The sequence below is a fragment of the Paenibacillus baimaensis genome, from assembly GCF_025567575.1.
On the sequence record NZ_JAOQIO010000023.1, the window covers coordinates 116,618 to 137,307 of the forward strand.

Sequence of the window (20,690 nt, forward strand, 5' to 3'; positions counted from 1 at the left end):
GGGGTAGGGAGAGGTAATGTGCTATAGCTTAGTAATATCTGTTAATGTGCAGCATTGCTTCTGGCCTTGAGATATTAGACCATCGACGGATCATTCCCTGTAAATATCTTGCGGGGGATTAATTCAAAAGGTCTGCAAAAGCGTTTTGACTAGATTTCGTCGTCTTCAACTTCAACTAAATCAATAATTGTGCGTATGTCGCTAATGCGTAATGCATCGGCGATTTTTTCAATATGAGAGAAGTTGATGTTTTCTCGTTTGCCATTAGAGAGTTCACTAAGTGCTGCATGTCGTACGTCTGAAAGACGGGAAAGTTCACGGAGTGAAATGTTTCTTTGCTTAAGTAATTCGGGTATTTTAACAATGACTTTTTTGGACATGGAGAACCTCCGTATATTTATTGACTATACGCGATAACGTACCATATAATTGAGGTTATACTGGTACGTAAAAGCGTATAGAATATTTATGATCGGAGGAAGATAATTTGTTATTAAATCATGACGAATGGTTGAGGCAGTTACTGCTTCAAAGATTTGATGAATTATCAAAAGAGGTAGAGCATTTGCCTCAAATTGTTGGTTTAAGAATGGACTTATATAAGAAACAAATAAGAGTCAAGCAAATTATAGAGGAATCTGACAATGGGGATTTAATCGATTTACTGGATATGGTTACTTTGCTGGAGGTTATGGAAAAGGAATGGATGTATTTAAAGGGCGTTCAGGATGGGATAAAGTTGGTAACATTTCAGCAGAGTTTATGAACTTGAATCCAAGTGCAGCCGTTACCCACTGTTATCTAGGTGGTGTCATATAGTTGCCACCACCCAGAATGGACCGCCAGTGCGGCAGGTTGAACTGTCTACTCCTGACGGGTTAACGTCCTTACGACCTCTACCAGACGATCAAGGTTTTCTTCATTCGCGGGAACAACAAGTTTTTTTAGCTTGTTCAGTTCCTCCGCCGTCTCGAACCGTTGACAAAACGTTACTTTGGTTTTGCCCTGGATATCCTCAAAATCAGCAATTATCTGAAATTCATGTACAGGGGAAATATGGCGTATAACCATTCGTTCAGGGCTGCTGATTTCAACAAACATACATTGATTCGGATAATCGACACCGTTTGGACCATGCATGATGAAAGTCCAAAGCCCGCCTGGCCTGGCATCAAATTGTTGAAACGTATTCGTGAAGCCTTTGGGCCCCCACCACTTAGCAAGCAGCTCTGGAGTCGTCCAGGCATTAAAAACAATTTCGCGTGGTGCATCTATGAGGCGGGTGTGTACCGTTTCATTGCTGCCTTCGCCGTTCGTCGTTCTGGAGCTGTCATCTTTATTTAACATTGGGAATTCCTCCGCTTCATATGGTAGTTTCTTTGTGAATTTCTTATTCATTTCCGAACACCTCCTTTGGTGGCGCTGATCATTTACCGGTATCTTTACTATAAAACATTACGTTACGTCAGGTGCAAGTATTATTTGTAATTTGAATTATTTTCATGTGAAATGGATCCTGACGATTAAGTGATCACCAAGAAATTAATGAAATCATCACTCATCATTTTGAACGATTGGGTATATGATAAGGATGCGAAAATATCAGGAGTTTTGCTGCTAGAAGCGGATAAATCCGATCCGTCCAAATGCGTACAGAACTCCGTAGGCCAAGGGCTGAAGGATGCCAGCAAAGCTAATCCTGATTGGGTACGACAATTTTGCGGCGATCGCAATCCATATTTTTTAAAATCCCGCTTCGTCTTTTGCATGCATTTGTGTTATCCTTATGTATTGCGATGTGAAAAAACGTTTCCGTTATCAACAAGGTAGCTGGGATCGATAAAACTGATTTAGGGGTGGTATTCTGAGAAAGCAAAAGCCAATGTCATTTGAGGATCTGCTGAAGGATTTACAAGGCCAAAAAACGATTCAGGAAGACCCGAACCATGTTTCATTAGACAAATTGTTTAATGAATCGTTCATGAGCAAGCATTCCAGCTTCAAGAGCTTTGACGAGTTTCTAGAGAAAGGCAACTTTCAAGTAAAGACACAAGAAGATATTAATAACATTCATGACGAGCTTTTTGATCGGCATGTTGTAAGGGAAACGGATTTTGCTAGTTGGAAATCCATGCTGGACAAGGCGAATGTCGAATATTCCAGTGAATCCTGAGTAGTGATGTGCAGAGCAGATAGTGAGTAAGTAGCCACCTTGTATCTGCATGGACACGTTGAAAAGTCAAGCTGAAGCTATGCTTGGCTTTTTTGTGTTTTCATATAGTTTCCCTGCATACGCGGAAGCACGTTGAATTGTCCTCACGTATATTGATTAAAAGATCAATGAGAGGATGGTTGGTTTCATGAATTTAAAACTGTTGGAGTATGGTTACAAATTTCTACAGGAGAATAAAGGTATGCAAAAAATGTTCAAAGATATGGAAAAATTGAACAAGGAGATGGATATAATAAAAAAGGATGCAAAAAAAATCAATGAAACGAAAGGTAAGAAATGAAGCACGAGACGAACCTGCATAAGTCACTCCGTATGATCTTGTCCTAAATCAATTTCCTCCGCATAAATATGTAGTAAAGAGGAGCGTGAATACGATGGACAAGAAAATAAAGCAATATTACCAACTGAAGCAAAAGCATAAAGAGATAGAGCAAGAACTGACAGAGCTGCGCAGCGATATTTTGAATCATTGCACGGGGCTCGGCGTATCCAGGCTGGAGGTTGGAAGTTACTTGGTGAAGGTTATTCTTCAGGAGCGTAAGGAATACGATGATAGCAAGCTGTACGAAGCGCTGCCTGACCCCGAAGTATGGCGTTTGCTCTCCAAAGCGGATTCCTCCAAGATCGCCAGTCTGCTCAAATTGAACGTCATTACAGAAGATAAGATTAAGGATACTTTTTCGATTAAGAATATCTCACTGCTTCAAGTGGATAAGAAGTAAATATGACGCGTGTAAGTCCTATTTCAACAACACACGACTTCAACAGCGGCTGCTACCCGTAACCGTGTCGTCAATAACGTTCAAACTCAGGATTCAACATATAAAAGGCCGTTCCAATGATCAATCATGGACGGCTTTTTGCTGTATGTTCAAGTGCAGCAACCAATGAGATTTAGAATAAAACGCATTCATCTGTCGTTTGCCGGGAAGGAATGTGTTATGCTCGGGGAAGAACCTATATTGAACCGACAGGTGATCACGTTGATAGGATGGATATCCCGATTTCACGATTTAAAGCTGCGCACGAAATTTCTGCTTTCTTTTATTGCTGTTATACTGGTCACCGTGCTGCTCGTCGTCGCCGTCATTTACCAGGTCTCGATCAAGACGATCAAAAGCAATACCTCTGTCTATTCGCAATTTCTTAGCCAGCAAATGGGCATTAATCTGGATAAGCGGACACGCGATTTCGAGACGTTTGTGTTTCAGCAGTTCAAAGTGTCCCGGTTAAATCTCCCTGGTGAGGTGGGCAGCCAGGAGTATGAAGTTGAAGCGTTGTTCCGTGGACGTAACACGAACGACTTCATAGCTGGCTTGATGCTGTCGCAAAATTATTATCAATCCGTCCTGTTTTATGATGAGCAGGATCGGCTGTATGTTGCGGAACGCTCCGCCGGGTTGAACACGCTCAGCAAGCTGCCGAAGGGCTTCAATGTAAACGCTATCAAAGAGAGGCGAGGCCGAGCCTCATGGCTTCCCGGCGGATCGAATCTTGTCTTTATGGCCAAGTCGCTGTACAGCGGGGAAAGCAGCGCTTACGCCGGGACGGTTATAGTCGGTATCGACAGTGAGCAGATTCGCAGTATCTATACGACGGTGGATGAGCTTACGCAGGGCAGCGTGCTCGTCCTTAACGAGAACAATGAACGATTGGTCCAGGATGAGCCGATGGAATCCACGATCCGTTACTTTATCGAGCAGCGGTTGTTTGAGCAAACTGCCGATAAACAGCCAACCTTTGAGTTGAACGGCCGGGATTATATATATACGATTCTGGAGATGCCTTATGAGAAATGGAAAATTATTCAGATTATTTCCGTGGATGAGCTGACCCGTGGTACGGTAGTGATCCGGTTTTGGACGTTTACCGTTCTGATTGTGGCGCTGCTGCTAGCCTTTGTGATGGCGGCTTTCCTATCCAGACGCATCACCGAGAACGTAGGTTTGCTGCTGCAGAGCATGAGCCAGCTGTCCGTCGATTTCACGCCCAGATGGATCGTACCCAAAAGCCGGGATGAATTCGGTCTGCTGGCTGACAGGTTCAACTTGATGACGACCCGCATCAATGAGCTTATTAATACGGTATATAAAGAGCAAATGATGAAACAGCAGGCCGAGTACCGCACCCTGCAATCGGAATACAGGACACTTCAGGCACAGTTCAATCCGCATTTTCTGTACAATACATTGGAAACGATTCACGGTCTTGCCAAGCTGAAGGGCGACGAGCAGATCGGGGAAATGGTGTACCTGCTCGGTTCGCTGCTGCGGGAGAGCATCAGCAGGAAGGGCGATGTGATAGGGCTCAAGGACGAGGTGGCCTTTGTAGCGAAGTATTTGGAGATTCATCGGATTATGTACGAAGATAAAATCGAGGTCGGCTACGAAATGGCTCCGGATGTGATGGACTGCTGGGTACCCAAATTTATTTTACAGCCGCTTGTGGAGAATTCGATTGTACACGGTATCGAAATGAAGCCGGGACAAGGCTTTGTTGGCATTATGGCCTATAGGGAAAAAGACTCGCTGCTTCTGGAGGTGGCGGACAACGGAATGGGTATGGATGCAGCCACTGTCGAGGCGTTGCTGGAAGAGGATGCAGGCGGAGCAGCGGCCAAACCAAACCATACGCGGGTCGGACTGCTCAGTGTGCATAAGCGGATTCGGATGTTATATGGAGAGCAGTTCGGGCTCGAAATCAGCAGCCAGATTGGCGAGGGAACCAAGGTGCGGATTCGGCTGCCTGTACTGGAGGATAAGGAGGTAGAGACAATTGAAGAAAACAGTCGTGGTGATTGACGATAAACCGATTATTCGCAGAGCTATTGTGCAGACGATCAAATGGGAGGAGCTCGACTGTGAGGTTGTTGGTCAGGCCGAGGACGGTATTGATGGCCTGGCTCTGCTGGTAGAGAAGCGGCCGGACATCGTCATCACCGATATCAAGATGCCGGGTCATACGGGACTGGAGCTGGCGGAATGGATGCGGGAGCATGTACCACATGCCAAGACGATCCTGATCACAGGCTACCAGGAGTTTGAATACGCCAAACAGGCGATTAAGCTCGGGGCGTTCGATTTCATCGTCAAGCCGATCCATAATCAGGAGCTGTCAAGAATAGTACGAGCGGCAGCGGATAAAATCGAGGAGGAACAATCGGTTCTCCGGCAATCGGCGCTGCTGAACGACGAGGTATCCAGATTGGTGAAGCGGCATTCACATTCGCTTCCCGCCCTGCGAGGACAATGGCTGGAGAGGCGAATTAACGGGACGGAGGAGGCTCTGGAGGCTCGTGATGCGCAGCAGGCGATGAGTGAGCTTGGTATCGAGTACAGCCGCTTTGTCCTGCTGGCTTTCAGGCCTCTGGCTGGTAACGGACCACGCTTTGAAAAGCCAGCCAATCGGGAGGCGTTGGCCGAGCTTGCCGCCGAATGCTGCCGCAAAGAGGGCATGGGCACGATCACGCTGTACCAAGGTGGCGATCTGATTGTGATGTGCCAGTTCGACCGTGTCCCGATTACCCGTGAGGTTAGAAGGAAATTGAATGCTGCTGCGGTCGAATGGCTGTGGGTGGCGAAGAATACGGCAGGAGCCGAATTCCGTGCATCCTTTGGCTCCGTGTATCGGCTGCCCCAGGAGCTGGAGCAGGCATACAGAGAGGTCAGCGCACTGCTCGACTCGGGTTTCTTCCGCAGCGAAGAAATGATTTTGTCAGCGGAGAGCGAGCAGGCCGCCAGAACCCAGGTTAAATTCTCCGTGATGCAGGATATTGAGCGCTTCGAGAAGTCCATTGAGCAAATCCCGATGGAACAGCTGGTTGAGGAAACGAAGCGGATCGTTGGGCAAATCGGGATATATGCCGAAGGCAATATTACGGTAGCCAGAGGTTTGCTGGCGGAGATTTGTTTATCCGCAGCCCGTTATTATTTTCATGCGACAGGTGACGAGCTTGGCCTGGGCAAGAGCATCGACCAGCTGCTGGAGGAGGTATACCGGCTGGACAGCCTGAAGGAGGCGTCGGATTATATGACGGAGCTGGTAACCCGGATCCGTGTCAAGCTCGAAGGTGGGGAGAAGGAATACAGCCTCATAGTCAAAAGCATTATGGAGCATATTCATGAGCATTTTGCCGAGGCCGTTACGCTGACTTCGGTCAGCACTCATTTTGGCATCAGCTCGGGTTACCTCAGCCGTTTGCTGAGAACGGAGACCGGCGAAAATTTCGTCGATATTTTATCCAAGGCGAGAATCAAAGCGGCCAAGCGGCTGCTCAAGGACCCCAAATATAAAGTCAACGAGGTCGGGGAAATGGTCGGCTACAAGGAGTACGCGTATTTTTATCAGGTATTCAAGCGGATCGAGGGAAGCTCACCCAAGGAGTTCAAAAATAAAAAGTAAAGAAAACTAATAAAACCTTTAAATATTGATATGGTAAAGGCCGACACCGCGATTTACAGTAGGAACAAGAGACGGAGGCGTAGAACAGGATATGAGCAGGAGATCGGATCAAGAGGAAATTTGTACACATTTGGGTGACGATTACGATCGTTATCTTGGCGCTATCGTACCGCCGATATTTCAGAATACACTGTTCACCCGCAAGACCGTGGATCACGGCTACACGTATATGCGCGTGGCGAATCCAACCACGGAAATCGCCGAGCAGAAGATCGCCGCATTGGAATCGGGTGAAGCGGGACTGTGCTTCTCTTCGGGCATGGGAGCGATCAGCGCTGTGCTGATCAGCCTACTGGAGCAGGGCAGCCATGTGATTTATCCACTGAACGTGTACGGGCCAACGCGTACGTTCATCGCGGGTTATATGTCCCGCTTCGGTGTGGAGGCTACAGCCGTGCAGGGCTCCGACCTGCAGGAAATCGAACAGGCGATTCGACCGAACACACGGGTGATTTATTTGGAGAGTCCCTTGTCCAATACGTTCGAGCTGCAGGACCTGCGCGCCGTTGCTGAGCTGGCGCAATCCAGAGGGATCACGACCGTTATCGACAATACGTGGGCGACTCCGCTGCTCCAGAATCCGCTGCTGCTGGGAGTGGATATTGTGGTTCACTCCGCGTCCAAATATTTGGGTGGGCACAGCGATATCCTTGGCGGTGTGGTTGTCGGTGGCCGAGAGCGGCTTGCTCGTATCAGCCGTGAGGAGCGCGGCTTGTTCGGAGCGGTGATGGACCCACATCAGGCATGGCTGCTGATCCGCGGGCTGCGGACGCTGCCTGTGCGCATGCGGCAGCACGAGGAAAGCGCGCTGCGGATAGCGGCCTTTCTGGAGGCGCACCCGTGCGTCGAGCGCGTGCTGTATCCCGGCCTGCGCAGTGATCCGCAGTACGAGCTCGGTCAATCCCAGATGTCCGGGTACTCGGGACTGATGAGCTTTGTACCTAGGTGCGGCAGCGACCGGGTGCTTGGGCTGATCAAAGGGCTGCGCCTGTTCGAGGAAGGACCGAGCTGGGGAGGCTTTGAGAGCCTGATCAACTCGCCCGGTCTTTGGCTGGATGAGGAAACGTCCGTGCGCCACGGTATTCCCCGGGGGCTGCTGCGAATTTCGATTGGCTTGGAGAATGCCGAGTCGCTGATGGAGGATCTGGATCAGGCGCTGCGATCGTTATGAGCAGATGAGCAACGGATAGAGACGTCCCACGGGACGTCTTTTTATATAAAACGGGCTCCAGCTTCCTATCCAGGAAGTTAAAAAAACTAATAAAAAGTAGAAATTGCCGTATTTAAACCGCTTACATATTATTTTATACTTCAATTACTAACAACGAAGCGAATCAACCCCCACTGAAAGCGTTACCAGAAAGTGGTAACCCATATCGGTAGAATAAGGTGTCAAAGCTGGGGTTGTGCAGAAAGGAGAGACGATATGGAGGTTCACACTGCGACCATCCGTGAAAGAGAGGTTGGTAAAAAGTCGAGTCCTGGAGTTCGGGAGTGGAAGAAAAACTATGATTTGTATTTGCTTCTTCTGCCGGCTGTAGCTTTTTTTATCATTTTTGCCTACATTCCGATGGTAGGGCTGATTATTGCTTTTAAAGATTACAATATTTTTCAAGGTGTGTTTGGCAGTGAATGGTCCGGCTTGGAAAATTTCAGGGAAATGTTCTCGATTCCCGAGTTCTGGCAAATGATTCGTAACACCCTGCTGCTTAACGTGCTCGGTCTTGTGGTCGGATTTCCGGCTCCTATCCTGCTCGCGTTGATGCTGAATGAAATCCGCTCCAAATATTTCAAAAATATTTCCCAGGCGCTGCTCTATCTGCCGCACTTTATGTCATGGATCGTGCTGGGAGGGATCATCTACGCTGTGCTCTCTCCGAAATATGGAATCGTCAATGCGATTATCCGCTGGCTTGGCTTCGGAGAGATTTATTTTATGGCCGATAAAGCATGGTGGGTCGTGGTATACACCTTGGCTGCCGTATGGCAGAGCGCCGGATGGGGCACGATCATTTACCTGGCGGCGATGACCGCCATTGATCCTTCGCTTTATGAGGCCGCTTCTATCGACGGAGCGGGACGCCTGCGCAAGATCGTCAGCGTCACCATTCCGAGCATTATGCCGACGATTATTATTTTGTTCATCCTGGCGATCGGACATATGGTAAGCATCGGTATCGAGCAGCCGCTTGCACTGGGCAACCCGGTAGTCAATGAAATATCCGAGGTGATCAGTACGTATGTGTTTGCCGTAGGGATCAAGCAGGGTGAGTTCGGTCTGACGACAGCCGTCGGTCTGGTACAGTCGGTCATCAACCTGACACTGATTCTTACAGCCAATTACTGGGCGAGAAGAGCGGGAGGCGAAGGCCTGTGGTAAATTGCAGACAAGAAAGGAGGGAGCTGCATGGCTGATACTCAAAGCACAGCGGCCGGACAAAGGTCCAGAAAGCGTCTTTATCCAATCGGTGATATTTGCTTTAACGTGATCCTTTACAGTGCACTTACTTTTTTCACTTTCCTTTGTCTCTTCCCGTTTTTGAATACGCTGGCCAACGCCTTCAGCAGCAATCAGGCGATTCAGACGGGCCAGGTCGTGCTGTGGCCGATAGGTTGGCAGCTGGATGCGATGAAATCGATTATGACGGACGTTACGATTATCCGCTCGCTGTTCATTACGATTTATATTACCGTACTGGGCACGGCGCTGAATTTATTGTTTACGGTCGTTACCGCTTACCCGCTGTCACGGCGTGATTTGAAGGGGCGGGCGGTGTTCATGAATTTTATGATCATCACGATGCTGTTCAGCGGGGGGATGATTCCAACCTTCCTGCTTGTGAAAAACATGGGTATGCTCAACTCGCTGTGGGCGCTGATGATACCTGGATTGATCAGTGCATTTAATGTCATTATAATGAAGAGTTTTTTTCAAAGCTTGCCCGACGAGCTGAGAGAAGCTGCCATTATGGATGGCTGCGGCAATATCCGCTACCTGATCCGGATTGTGCTTCCCTTGTCTGGAGCTTCACTTGCAACTATCGGATTATTTTATGCGGTAGGCAACTGGAATGCATATTTCAACGCTGTTCTGTACATCGATAATCCCGATCTTCATACGCTTCAGGTCAAACTGCGCAACATTTTGCTGTTATCGCAGATGGACACGTCGCTGGAAACGATGCAGCTGCAGCAGAGCAAGTTGAGCATCATTCAGGAGTCGCTGAAGGCATCGGTCATTATTTTCGCTACGGTTCCGATTCTGATTGTGTACCCGTTCCTGCAAAAGTATTTTGTCAAAGGCTCATTATTAGGATCAGTAAAAGGCTAAAGTTGTATACGATGCGGGAGGCTGCCTGCAGCGCCTGACTTCATATAAATCTGTGACAGACAACAAGGAGGAAACGACTTTGAAAGCAACATTGAACAGGGGACTTAAGCTTTCTATGGCAGCTATGCTGATTCCAAGCCTGCTGATCGGCTGTACGGGAGGTGCCAATCCAAGCGGCTCCACGGCAGCTACCGGAGATGCCAAAAAAGCGGCCGATCCGGTTAAATTAGAGAAAGTCCGGGTATCGCTCTGGGATCGCTCCAACTCGCCAAGCGGCGAAAAGCTGACCGATTCATTGCTGGTCAAATGGATCAAGGAGAATGCCAAAAAGGAAGGTCTGGACGTTGAGTATGTCACACTGCCAAGGTCTCAGGAAAGTGAGAAGAACAGCACCTGGATGGCTTCCGGTGAATCGCCGGATATATTGATCACGTACGATTTGAATGCGATGTTCAAATGGGCTGAGCAGGGTGGCTTATGGGAATTGGACACCCTGCTCGATAAATACGGACCCGACATCAAGAAGCTGATCAAGCCTGCACTGGATTCCGCGGGTACGTACAAAGGCAAGCGTTACGCCATACCGGCTATGCGGATGAGCACGGCGGTCGGTCCATCCATGAAAATCCGTCAGGACTGGCTTGACAAGCTGAATATGAAAGCGCCTACGACGCTCGATGAGCTGTATACGGTATTGAAAGCGTTTAAGGAAAAGGACCCCGGCGGCGTAGGAAAAGACAACGTGGTGCCATGGGCGATTCCGGCGATTAATCAAGGGATGAAAGCTTTCTTCTACGGTCCGATGTGGGGCGCGGGCGTTGCGATGGACGGTCCGAAGACCGAGGTGTATATGCCGACAGGCAACTATACCGATGGTGTGTTCCATTCCGCGGTTGATCTTCCCGAGGGCAAAGCGTTCTTCGCCTTTATGAATAAGCTATACCGGGAGGGCCTGTTGTCCAAGGAATTCGTAACCGACGTCAACTCCCAGCAGTATCAACAGCATTATACGTCAGGCACAGCGGGCTTTATTGATTCCAATAATCCGGTTTGGGAAATGACTGTTGAGACGAGAAAGACGGTACCGACTGCTACCTGGGTAACGGTGGAGCCGTTCAAGAGACCGAATGGTACCCAGCTTACCTCGCTTGAATCGCAGTTCGGGCTGCTTAATCTGATTCCAAAGTCAACGAAAAATCCGGAAGCGGCCGTCAAGTTCCTGAACTTCCTCGCCAAAAACGTCGCGGTCGTGCAGAGTGGCCTGGAAGGCACGCACTATAAAGTCGATAACGGCGTGCGTACCGTGATCGATCCGGCCAAAAACGTCAAGGAGATCGATTGGTATTTCAATGACCTGAATCTGCTGACTCAAGGTTATATGGGACCTCCTACGAAGGAGCAGATTTTGCAAATCAATGCGGCTGATCCGAAGAAGGAAGAGATCGCCAAACTGATGGACCCTTACTATCGCATGTTTGAAAAATATGGAAAAAGCTATCCGGTTTTCGATACACAGCGTAAGGTTGCCGAGAAAAACGGCGTGAACATCACCAAATATTTGTACGAGAAATTGTCCAAGGTGATTATCGTTCCGAACTTTGACCAGGAGTGGGATGCTCTCGTAGCCGGCTGGGAGAAAAATGGCGGTCGTGAGTATGACAAGGAAGTTACCGAGAACCTGAAGAGCATCAACTGGAAAACGACCAATAAATAGGTAAAGGCAGCAGGAAACAGCATACAACAAGAAGTGAGAAGAGATCCGCCAAGTAGTGCAGAGGAGGAGGAAGAAGGAGCTTGTTCTCCTTTCCTCCTCTGTCTATTTATAGGAACTACAGGCTGTGCGATAACGAGATGAAGGAGAGGATAGGAATGAACGGTATCCCGTATAACAGTGCTGCCGAGATCAGGGAATTGATTGATCTGCAGGATGATAGATTGGATGAGGAATTGGCCAGATTTCGCGATGAGCAGGTGCATGGGAGGAAGCTCAGCTTCCAGGGACTTGAGCTGGGCAGACTGGCGCTGATGCTTCCGCTGTACTGCCAGCCGGATTCGCGGTATTACCACAACAGCGAGCTGCTTGCGATACTTCATGAGCTGGCGGCGGCATTTCTTGCAATCCAGCTGCCGAGCGGATCGGTGTCGTTGTACAACTGCAATATTGATTCACCGCCGGATACCGCGTTTACTGCCCATCTGGTCGCTTTGCTGGCAGAGCTGGGACGGCGCTTCGGCGGGGCGGAAACGGCGGCAATCACGGAGACGCTTGTGTTATTCATGGAAAGGGCGCAGGACAGCATGCTGTACGGAGGCATCCACACGCCGAACCATCGCTGGGTGCATGCATCTGCGCTTGCCAAAATGCATGAGCTATTCGGCGGCACGGCATTCCGGGACCGCGCTTTTCAGTTTCTGAATGAAGGTCTCGATATTACTGAGTATGGGGAATGGACGGAGCGAAGCAATGCGATATACAACGCCATCTGCGCTTATTATTTGCATACAGTCGGACGGACGTTCGATTACGAGCCTGCCTTTGAAGCGGCTCAAAGTACCTTGGTCATGATGAGCTATCTGCTTCATCCGGGCGACACGATTGCGACCGAATATTCGGGGCGCCAGGATCTCGGTCAGGTGGCGAAGCTGGATGACCGCTTTTATGCAGCCTGCCATTTGATGGCAGCACGCAGCAAGGACCCGATACTGGCAGCGTTGGCCCGCACTGCCGACCGGACATCGTCGAAGGGTTCACTTGGTTTGATTCACTGGATGCTGGAGCCGGAGCTGATGGAGCTGCCGGGTGACGATACGCCTTTGTCCGACAGCTATACGGTATTGTTCGGGGAAAACAATGTGGTACGGGTACCGGACCGTGTGCCCTATCTCGGTCCCGTTGTGAAGCATCCGCATGGAGCATCAGTACTGCGCCACCGCAGGGGCAAGCTGAGCGTAACAGTGATGGCAGGCCAACAGGAAATGATGTATATCCAATACGGCCAAGCTAGAATGCCGGCATTGAAATTGGGTGTCGGCTGGTTCGGTATCGGAGCGGCTGCGTTCCCCGGTATCCGCAAGCTTGCGGAGGATACGTACAGAATGGACGTTGAGCTGGAGGGCTGTTATTTCCAGCCGCTTGCTGAAGAGCATACGAGAGATGCCAAAGGGATGTATGTGAATATGCCGAATCATCTGCGCGAGCGCACCGATATTCTCCATCTCCGCATCGGTATCGAGGTCAAGCTGCTTGACGATGGCGTTGATGTGCGCATCATCTCGGAGGAGAGATCCGACATCTACCTGCAGGCCGTCTGCATGTTTGATGCTCATGGACAGCTGCAGGGTGAAGGCCTTGAGCATACGGCACCTTCCATGCGGCGGTTGACTGAGGGTACCGCCGTATACAGCTGCGGTGAAGACCGCATTCGCATTGAAGAGGGTGCTTTGGAGCACTTTGAAGTTTCCATGCGCAATGATGTTATCAATAAGGAAGCACTTAATTTGACTATGAACTGGGTCACGCCAGCGGATCGCATACTCCGATTCCGGTTTTTTTCTGAGTCCGAACCGAACTCAACCCAATAAGAATGCTCTCCATGATTTATTCTGGACGATTAGTCTCTGAGGAACGAATTTTTGGCGACTCGTATAAAATTGTTGGCGGTAGTCGAGAGACTCCGTCCTTTTTTATGTGCTACCACATAGCTGCGGGTCGTATTCTCAGCCAATATACGACAATATGTGGGTTGCTCATCAACAGTCAATGATCCAATCAAAATCTCAGGCACAAACCCTACCCCCATCCCGGTGGCGACCAAGGAATTGATCGTGTCCCAATTCATCGTTTCAAATACGATATGTGGTGTAAAGCCAGCCTCATTACAGAGGCGATGTCCCATGGGTGTAAATTTTTGTTCGGTTTTGAGAAAGATAAACGGCTGATGCTTGGCCAACTGCAAATCAATAAAAGGTAAACCAACGGACATGGCAGGGGTCAAATAATCGTTAAGTTCATTGTTCTTCGGAATGGCAAATAAAATCTGTTCCTGGTAAATATGCTGATACTCTATCTCCTTATAAGAAAAGGGAAGAGGGATCATGCAAAAATCCACCTCCTCATTGATGATCAGCTGCTCCAGTGTAGCAGAATGCTTCTCCATAATGTCTAATTTGACAGAAGGATACTGTCTGCTAAAGGCGGGTATGATCCTCGGGAGGTAATGGTAGCTGTAGAATGGAGAAATACCAATGCGTAGGTTTTCCTCTCGCGTGTTGGCTATTGCTGAGATCTCCTGGGTTAATCGCTCGCTTTTGTTCATAATTTCGCTTCCCTCTTTAATAAACACCTCTCCGGCTTTTGTCAACTTGACCGTATTGTTCTCCCGAAAAAATAGAGGGGTTCCCAACTCCTGCTCCAGCTTTTTGATACATTGGCTCAAGGCCGGTTGGCTGATCGAAAGTTGTTGAGCAGCTTTGGAGAAGCTCAGTTCTTTGGCTACAGTGAGTGCATACTGAATGTCACGTAATTGCAAAAAGGCTCACCATCCTTATAATTTTTAATTATAGGTTTATTATATAAAATTATTTAATAGAGATCAAGAATCGATATTTACATCATTTTTCAAGTAAATATATGGTAATATTTGCTCTTAATATCATATATAGTATTATTATAGATCAAAAAAGACTGAATTTCCGTTTTACAAAACGTTAACTTGATCTGTATTCATTATCACTTATAATAAAAATATATAAGGAAGTCATTAAATCGATGTGAGGTGATGCTATGACAGTCAGGAAGCGAAGCGAGAATACGGCGGGATATGTACTGTTACTTCCTTCCCTGCTCATTTTGTTAGTGTTTGTGATCATTCCCATTTTTTATAGTGCAGGCTTAAGCTTACTCTCGTGGGACATGATGAGGCCGATGCCCGAGTTTATAGGATTAAATAATTATGTGAGCTTATTTCAAAACAAAAGCTTCTACAACTCGTTATTTCGAACGCTGCTTTACACGATCATGACAGTTCCAATTTCCATGATCCTTTCGCTTGGATTCGCATTACTGCTCGACAAGGGGCTTCGACTGGCACTTTCGGTATATCGATCGTTGTTCTTTGCCCCTATTGTCACGTCCACTGTAGCGATTTCTGTTGTATGGATGTTTATTTATCACCCTGACTACGGCATGGCCAATGCGGTTATGAAATGGTTGGGACTGGAGCCCCTGCGCTGGTTGAACGACACCAAGACGGCATTGATTTCTCTGGCCATAATGGCAATCTGGAAGCACATCGGGTTTTGTGTCGTTATTTACTTGGCTGGCCTACAAGGGATTCCAACTGATGTGGAGGAAGCAGCCAAAATGGACGGTGCAGGTCCCCTGCGAATCATGTTAAGCATTAAGCTTCCTTTACTGACGCCAACGATCTTTTTCCTACTTATTTATTTGACGATTGAGCAGCTGCAGACCTTCACGCAAATCGATGTTATGACCAAGGGAGGTCCAGCCGGAAGCACAGAGCTTGTGGTCATGCACCTGTGGAATTATGCGTTTGAGCGTTTCCAGATGGGATATGCCTCAGCCATCGCCATGGTATTACTAGGCATCATTCTCTTGCTGACTTGGGTGCAAATGAGATTAGTCGGCCGCAAAGTGCATTATCAATAAATGACGGAGGCGTAAACAATTGGATCATTCAACCAAGTTAGTAAGCCGTGTCTCTCCTCAAGGTCATAGGATTAAAAGTCTGCAAAATTCATCAACGATGATTAAACAAGCCGGATCCATTCTGAAGCATCTATTGCTGATCAGTGCGTCGCTTGTGATGGCATTTCCATTCATCTGGATGGTGATCAGCTCACTGAAGATGCCGGACGAAATATTTGGCGGAGGACTGTTAAGCATGCCGAGCACCTTACGCTGGAGTAATTATTTGCAAGCTTGGCAAAGTGCGCCTTTCGACCGTTTTTTTATGAATAGCGTGTTGGTATCAATCTGTACGGTTGCGGGTCAGGTAATTACGTGCAGCATGGCCGCCTATGCATTTGCATGTGTTGATTTCAAAGGCAAGCAAGGCTGGTTTCTCCTATTCATTGCTACAACGATGATTCCCTTCGAATCGACAATGATCCCATCCTATTTGGTGGTCAAGTCTTTGGGGCTTATCAATACGCATCTGGCGCTTATTATACCGAGCTTGACGAGTGTGTTTGGCATCTTTTTGCTAAGGCAATTTTTCCTTACGATTCCTAAGGATTTGCTTGATGCAGCCAAAATCGATGGATGCTCTCATTTCACAACTTTATTCCGGATTGTGCTGCCCTTATCGCAAACCATTTTAGCTACCGTCAGTCTGTTTGCTTTTATTAATTCGTGGAACAGCTATTTGTGGCCACTGCTCGTGACGAATACGACGCAGATGCGTACGGTGCAAATTGGTCTCAGATATATGATCGATAAGGAGCTCGGAACGCAATGGCCGCAGCTGCTCGCTGCCTCTACTTTTGTCATCCTGCCGATTCTGGTGTTGTTCTTGTTCCTGCAAAAATATTTTGTTCGTGGTATCGTCACCAGCGGATTGAAGTAACCCATCAGGTGGCCTTTCGTTTCGATTGAATCCTAATTGAAGCTTAATTTAATCATACAATAAATGAGGAGATGGACAAGATGAAGAAGAAAGTATTAGTGACGATGACAGCTTTATTAGCTATTCTATCTGGTTGTGGAGAGCAGCAGGGGAGCACCAACACCCAGGAGACTCCAAAAGGGGCAGCTGCAAGCGGACCGATTACGCTTAAGCTGTGGTCTACGGAAAAGGATTTATTGAAAGGCTACATGGATGCATTCCAAGCGGCCAACTCCAATATTAAGATCGAAGTTGAATTCATGGGTGATTATGATGAAATGGCCAAAAAGGTTCAGGCGGGTATCGTATCTAACAGTCTGCCTAATGTCGTTCAACTAGGTCAAAGACATGCGATTCCGCAAATCGCGGACAGCGGGAAGCTATTGCCAATCGAAAGCTTTATGTCCAAGGAAGAGATCGCACAAATTTTACCTGGATTTTGGCAGCGGTACACGTATAAGGACAAGAAATGGGTCATTCCGTTTCAGAGCAGCACTCCGGTCATGTATTACAACAAAACAATGTTGGAGAAACAGGGTTTAAAGGTGCCTGATACGTGGGATGAACTGATCGAAGCGGGGAAAAAGGTGAGCGGCAATGGCGAATGGGGGCTTAACTTAAACAGCGACAGCCCGTGGTATTTCCAGCCCATGGTATGGAATCGTGGAGGGCAATTGATCAAAGCGGACGGTACGCCTAATGTGAACAGCAAAGAGGTTGTAGAAACGCTAAAATCGATTCAAGATGCTGTACATACGTCCAAGATCATGCCGCAAAATCAAATTAAAACCTCAGGTGAGGATTTTGCAGCGGGTAAGCTGGCTATGTTATTCCGCTCAGGCGCATCGCTTGCTGCTTTGAAAAAGCAAATTGGCAATAAGTTTGAAATCGGAGTAGCATTTTTGCCAAAGGTCAATCAACGTTGGGTGCCGATCGGAGGCAACGGACTGGGTATTTTCAAATCGGATAAGGCTCATGAAGAAGCGGCCTGGAAATTAGTGTCCTTTCTGACGAGTCCGGAGATTACAGCTCAAAACTCCATGAGCACCGGATATATTCCTGTCAACAAAGCAGCTTACGAATTGCCTGATTTCAAGCAGCACTTGACGAAGGATCCGAACTTTAAAGTGACCATTGATCAAACCCAATTTTTACGCGCAGAAGGCATTCATCCTGCTGACGCACTCATTTGGTCCGGTATTGTCAATGCGATTGAAACTGTACACAATGATGCCAAGGCTGATCCACAAAAGGTCATGGACGCTCTGCAATCCGAAGTTATCAATTATATGAAATCATATAAATAAAAGTCAAAGGTGTGAATAAATCAATGATTATGAATATTGCTCACAGGGGAGCGTCACATAACGCGCCGGAAAACACATTGGCAGCCTTTTACAAAGGTTTGGAAATGGGAGCCAATGGCTTGGAAACCGATCTTAGAATGTCCAAAGACGGTGTTATTGTTTTGCATCACGATGAATTGCTGAATCGCACGACCAATGGTACTGGGCGTCTTTCTGATTATACATGGACAGAATTGCAGCAGCTGGATGCAGGTTCCTGGTTTTCTGATCAGTATGTGGGGGAACGATTAGTGAGTATGGACGCATTTCTTTATGCTTTTGGTAATAAGCCCATCCATCTGGCGTTGGAGCTGAAAGAATCCGGGCTTGAGGAAGAGCTTATCTATGGATTAAAAAGACATGATCTCATTGAAAAGGTAACCATTACCTCTTTTGACTTTGAGAATTTGCAAGCTGTTCGGCAAGCGCATGGCTCCATTCGGTTAGGCCATCTGGTTCGTCATTGGGATGAGAATCACTTGGCGCTATTGAAGGAATATGGGGTTATTCAGTTGTGTCCCCAGGCAGATACTGTGACTCTTGAAGGAGTCCATTTGTTGAAGCAGCAGGGGTTCGAAGTTCGGGCCTGGAAAGTAGCTGATGATGCATTAATGAAGCATTGTCTCGAATGTGGCGTTGATGGTATGACGGTTAATTTTCCTAATCAATTAAACGAGGCTCTTCAATCCAATGTGTACCCTTCATGATCGCTTGCTGTAACGAAGAGGGTTCACGGTAGTTGAGATGTGCCACGTTGTAAGCAATTATTCAATTCATAGTTCAATATCCAAGGGCTGCCATGTGGTAGTCCTTTTTCTCTGCTAAAGGTACTGTGGACCATCTTAACTTATCCGTCGGGTGTAACAATATAAAGATCACTTGCCAGCCCCCAAGGATGACGGAATGTCTTTACTCCTCGAACGCCGACTTTCTCGATTTCCGCAATCCGTAAGAAACGTTCGCGCGCATGGCGTGATAGGATTGAGGTGAAGAACGGCCTTGGCCAGAGGAGGATATGATTATGAACGTTATTGAGGATTGGAGTGGCGAATTGAAAAGAGAAGCCGAATCGACGCGGTCGCTTCTCGAAAGGCTCCCGGAAGACAAATTCTCTTGGAGACCGCACCCGAGATCGATGTCTTTAGGACAGCTCGCCCTACACGCTGCGGGAGTGCCAGGAGGGCTGGCTCTATTGCTGGACGAGGCGGTCAGCGAAGTTCCGGTCGTTCCGCTGCCGGAGCCGACCACCCGGCAAGAACTGCTCGAAGCGTTGGAATGGAGCGTGTCTCTCGCCGAGAGCAAGCTTCGGGAATGGGGAGAAGACGGGCTAAGGGATACCTGGAAGCTCGTCAGCAAGGGGGAGACCGTCTTGGAAGCGCCCCGGATCGACATGGTGCGCACGCTGATGTTCAATCACGTTTATCATCATCGGGGTCAGTTGACGGTCTATCTCCGACTGCTCGGAATACCGGTTCCAGGGATGTACGGCCCCAGCGCGGATGAACAATAACGGTGATTCAGTGAATGACTCTAAATTAAATCTGGGTTCTACGAATAAGAAAGCAACATTACAAAATTTACCTTGTGTTATAACTATCGTGTACGTATTAGACACAAGAGGAGATTAAAATTATGACTAAATTGAAGGGTAAAGTTGCTTTGGTTACGGGTGCAAGCCGCGGGATCGGACGTGCCATTGCGACACGTTTAGCGCAAGAAGGTGCATTAGTAGCCGTTCATTATGGCACGAACCGTGAAGCTGCAGAAGAAGTAGTACATGATATCGAGCAGAATGGAGGGGCTGCATTCACGATTGGTACGAAACTTGGCTCTTCAGAAAGCATACAGACACTTTATAAGACATTGGATGAATTGTTGAAAGAAAGTACAGGTGACATTCACTTCGATATACTAGTGAACAACGCAGGGATCGCCCTAGTAGCCCCAATTGAGGATACTACAGAAGACGCATTCGATAAAATTATGGAAATCAATGTAAAGATGCCGTTTTTCCTGACTCAACAAGCTTTGCCACGTTTACGAGACGAGGGTCGAATTATTAACTTGTCATCTTCTATAACAAGGATTTCCCTGCCTGCCATTCCCGCATACAGTATGACCAAGGGGGCAATCAACACACTCACGCTCGCTTTATCGAACCAACTCGGCCCACGTGGAATTACGATCAATGCCATCCAACCTGGATTCGTTGCCACGGATATGAATGCTGCAATGCTGCAAGATCCTGCCTCACAAAAATTTGGTGCTGATTTTTCTATCTTTGGAAGATGGGGCCAACCAGAAGATGTCGCGGATATAGCTGCTTTTCTAGCTTCTGCCGACAGTCGCTGGGTAACCGGGCAATTGATCGATGCCAGTGGGGGCTCTCATTTGTAAAGTCATCAGGAAATAGGATTGATCTTTTTGAAGTTCAAAGTGTTATCTGGCCTCTTCTTGGTGCAGGGTTTTTAATGTTGAATGGGAAGGTAAGTACGTGGGGGCAGACCGCCGATGCGGTCTGTTTTTCCATTGAACTATCTGGACACGCTAGCACAACGGAATTTCATTTGTTACTTCTCAAATAAAGGGCAGGATAATAACCGTATGGAAAGATGATGAATATTCGATTTGAAAACGTTACTCTGTAAGGTTCACCGTGGTCTAGTTCCTGTTGCATATGCTACAGGTTTTTT

At 47.7% G+C, this 20,690-nt stretch carries 21 protein-coding genes; 17 read left to right on the forward strand and 4 right to left on the reverse strand.

Features of this window, described 5'->3' with window-relative positions:
- Positions 1–149: 149 nt before the first annotated feature.
- Positions 150–380 (reverse strand): helix-turn-helix domain-containing protein, encoded by a 231-nt coding sequence (locus OB236_RS09995; protein ID WP_262683858.1) that lies wholly within the window; start codon positions 378–380, stop codon positions 150–152.
- A gap of 107 nt (positions 381–487) precedes the next feature.
- Between OB236_RS09995 and OB236_RS10000 the strand changes: the two genes are divergently transcribed.
- A complete protein-coding gene (locus OB236_RS10000; protein ID WP_262683859.1) occupies positions 488–766 on the forward strand; it encodes a hypothetical protein in 279 nt (92 codons plus the stop codon).
- Between the two features lie 98 nt (positions 767–864).
- Here OB236_RS10000 and OB236_RS10005 read toward each other — a convergent pair whose 3' ends face one another.
- Both OB236_RS10005 and OB236_RS10010 read right to left on the reverse strand, forming a co-directional pair.
- Positions 865–1,347 (reverse strand): SRPBCC family protein, encoded by a 483-nt coding sequence (locus OB236_RS10005; RefSeq protein WP_262683860.1) that lies wholly within the window; start codon positions 1,345–1,347, stop codon positions 865–867.
- A gap of 176 nt (positions 1,348–1,523) precedes the next feature.
- Complete coding sequence (locus OB236_RS10010; RefSeq protein ID WP_262683861.1) at positions 1,524–1,769, reverse strand: hypothetical protein; 246 nt, start codon at positions 1,767–1,769, stop codon at positions 1,524–1,526.
- A gap of 113 nt (positions 1,770–1,882) precedes the next feature.
- On the opposite strand from OB236_RS10010, the gene OB236_RS10015 reads away from it, so the two are divergent.
- The 10 genes from OB236_RS10015 (at position 1,883) to OB236_RS10060 (ending at position 13,607) form a co-directional block, all read left to right on the forward strand.
- A complete protein-coding gene (locus OB236_RS10015) occupies positions 1,883–2,173 on the forward strand; it encodes a hypothetical protein (RefSeq protein ID WP_262683862.1) in 291 nt (96 codons plus the stop codon).
- Between the two features lie 187 nt (positions 2,174–2,360).
- The gene (locus OB236_RS10020; protein WP_262683863.1) at positions 2,361–2,513 is read left to right on the forward strand and encodes a hypothetical protein; all 153 of its coding nucleotides are present in this window, start codon (positions 2,361–2,363) and stop codon (positions 2,511–2,513) included.
- A 94-nt stretch (positions 2,514–2,607) separates the two neighbouring features.
- A complete protein-coding gene (locus tag OB236_RS10025; protein WP_262683864.1) occupies positions 2,608–2,955 on the forward strand; it encodes a hypothetical protein in 348 nt (115 codons plus the stop codon).
- Between the two features lie 165 nt (positions 2,956–3,120).
- Positions 3,121–5,034, forward strand: coding sequence for a sensor histidine kinase (locus OB236_RS10030; protein WP_262683865.1), 1,914 nt, complete (start codon positions 3,121–3,123; stop codon positions 5,032–5,034).
- A complete protein-coding gene (locus OB236_RS10035) occupies positions 5,009–6,634 on the forward strand; it encodes a response regulator (RefSeq protein ID WP_262683866.1) in 1,626 nt (541 codons plus the stop codon). Before OB236_RS10030 ends, OB236_RS10035 begins: the two co-directional genes overlap by 26 nt.
- A 91-nt stretch (positions 6,635–6,725) precedes the next feature.
- A complete protein-coding gene (locus OB236_RS10040) occupies positions 6,726–7,865 on the forward strand; it encodes a trans-sulfuration enzyme family protein (RefSeq protein ID WP_262683868.1) in 1,140 nt (379 codons plus the stop codon).
- Positions 7,866–8,120: 255 nt separating this feature from the next.
- The gene (locus OB236_RS10045) at positions 8,121–9,074 is read left to right on the forward strand and encodes an ABC transporter permease (RefSeq protein ID WP_262683869.1); all 954 of its coding nucleotides are present in this window, start codon (positions 8,121–8,123) and stop codon (positions 9,072–9,074) included.
- Between the two features lie 27 nt (positions 9,075–9,101).
- A complete protein-coding gene (locus OB236_RS10050) occupies positions 9,102–10,025 on the forward strand; it encodes a carbohydrate ABC transporter permease (protein WP_076235681.1) in 924 nt (307 codons plus the stop codon).
- 79 nt (positions 10,026–10,104) lie between these two features.
- Positions 10,105–11,739 carry an extracellular solute-binding protein gene (locus tag OB236_RS10055; RefSeq protein WP_076235682.1) on the forward strand — a complete coding sequence of 545 codons (1,635 nt, stop codon included), beginning with the start codon at positions 10,105–10,107 and terminating at the stop codon, positions 11,737–11,739.
- 155 nt (positions 11,740–11,894) lie between these two features.
- A complete protein-coding gene (locus OB236_RS10060) occupies positions 11,895–13,607 on the forward strand; it encodes a prenyltransferase/squalene oxidase repeat-containing protein (protein ID WP_262683871.1) in 1,713 nt (570 codons plus the stop codon).
- 29 nt (positions 13,608–13,636) lie between these two features.
- Here OB236_RS10060 and OB236_RS10065 read toward each other — a convergent pair whose 3' ends face one another.
- Positions 13,637–14,554 carry a LysR family transcriptional regulator gene (locus OB236_RS10065; protein WP_076235684.1) on the reverse strand — a complete coding sequence of 306 codons (918 nt, stop codon included), beginning with the start codon at positions 14,552–14,554 and terminating at the stop codon, positions 13,637–13,639.
- Between the two features lie 254 nt (positions 14,555–14,808).
- Between OB236_RS10065 and OB236_RS10070 the strand changes: the two genes are divergently transcribed.
- From OB236_RS10070 to OB236_RS10095, 6 genes are all read left to right on the forward strand, one after another.
- Entirely contained in the window at positions 14,809–15,693 is an 885-nt protein-coding gene (locus tag OB236_RS10070; protein WP_262683873.1) for a carbohydrate ABC transporter permease, read from the forward strand.
- A 19-nt stretch (positions 15,694–15,712) separates the two neighbouring features.
- Positions 15,713–16,612, forward strand: a complete 900-nt coding sequence (locus tag OB236_RS10075; protein ID WP_262683875.1) for a carbohydrate ABC transporter permease — start codon at positions 15,713–15,715, stop codon at positions 16,610–16,612.
- A gap of 80 nt (positions 16,613–16,692) precedes the next feature.
- The gene (locus OB236_RS10080) at positions 16,693–17,958 is read left to right on the forward strand and encodes an ABC transporter substrate-binding protein (protein WP_262683877.1); all 1,266 of its coding nucleotides are present in this window, start codon (positions 16,693–16,695) and stop codon (positions 17,956–17,958) included.
- A gap of 23 nt (positions 17,959–17,981) precedes the next feature.
- Positions 17,982–18,704 carry a glycerophosphodiester phosphodiesterase gene (locus OB236_RS10085; RefSeq protein ID WP_262683879.1) on the forward strand — a complete coding sequence of 241 codons (723 nt, stop codon included), beginning with the start codon at positions 17,982–17,984 and terminating at the stop codon, positions 18,702–18,704.
- A gap of 314 nt (positions 18,705–19,018) precedes the next feature.
- Complete coding sequence (locus OB236_RS10090; RefSeq protein ID WP_262683881.1) at positions 19,019–19,507, forward strand: DinB family protein; 489 nt, start codon at positions 19,019–19,021, stop codon at positions 19,505–19,507.
- Between the two features lie 122 nt (positions 19,508–19,629).
- Entirely contained in the window at positions 19,630–20,394 is a 765-nt protein-coding gene (locus OB236_RS10095) for an SDR family oxidoreductase (RefSeq protein WP_262683883.1), read from the forward strand.
- Positions 20,395–20,690: the final 296 nt, after the last annotated feature.

Coding starts and splice junctions, on each gene's coding strand:
- OB236_RS09995 (WP_262683858.1), bottom strand. CDS start 380: ATGTCCAAAAAAGTCATTGTTAAAATACCCGAATTACTTAAGCAAAGA.
- OB236_RS10005 (WP_262683860.1), bottom strand. CDS start 1,347: ATGTTAAATAAAGATGACAGCTCCAGAACGACGAACGGCGAAGGCAGC.
- OB236_RS10010 (WP_262683861.1), bottom strand. CDS start 1,769: ATGCAAAAGACGAAGCGGGATTTTAAAAAATATGGATTGCGATCGCCG.
- OB236_RS10015 (WP_262683862.1), top strand. CDS start 1,883: ATGTCATTTGAGGATCTGCTGAAGGATTTACAAGGCCAAAAAACGATT.
- OB236_RS10020 (WP_262683863.1), top strand. CDS start 2,361: ATGAATTTAAAACTGTTGGAGTATGGTTACAAATTTCTACAGGAGAAT.
- OB236_RS10025 (WP_262683864.1), top strand. CDS start 2,608: ATGGACAAGAAAATAAAGCAATATTACCAACTGAAGCAAAAGCATAAA.
- OB236_RS10030 (WP_262683865.1), top strand. CDS start 3,121: ATGAGATTTAGAATAAAACGCATTCATCTGTCGTTTGCCGGGAAGGAA.
- OB236_RS10040 (WP_262683868.1), top strand. CDS start 6,726: ATGAGCAGGAGATCGGATCAAGAGGAAATTTGTACACATTTGGGTGAC.
- OB236_RS10045 (WP_262683869.1), top strand. CDS start 8,121: ATGGAGGTTCACACTGCGACCATCCGTGAAAGAGAGGTTGGTAAAAAG.
- OB236_RS10050 (WP_076235681.1), top strand. CDS start 9,102: ATGGCTGATACTCAAAGCACAGCGGCCGGACAAAGGTCCAGAAAGCGT.
- OB236_RS10060 (WP_262683871.1), top strand. CDS start 11,895: ATGAACGGTATCCCGTATAACAGTGCTGCCGAGATCAGGGAATTGATT.
- OB236_RS10070 (WP_262683873.1), top strand. CDS start 14,809: ATGACAGTCAGGAAGCGAAGCGAGAATACGGCGGGATATGTACTGTTA.
- OB236_RS10080 (WP_262683877.1), top strand. CDS start 16,693: ATGAAGAAGAAAGTATTAGTGACGATGACAGCTTTATTAGCTATTCTA.
- OB236_RS10085 (WP_262683879.1), top strand. CDS start 17,982: ATGATTATGAATATTGCTCACAGGGGAGCGTCACATAACGCGCCGGAA.
- OB236_RS10090 (WP_262683881.1), top strand. CDS start 19,019: ATGAACGTTATTGAGGATTGGAGTGGCGAATTGAAAAGAGAAGCCGAA.
- OB236_RS10095 (WP_262683883.1), top strand. CDS start 19,630: ATGACTAAATTGAAGGGTAAAGTTGCTTTGGTTACGGGTGCAAGCCGC.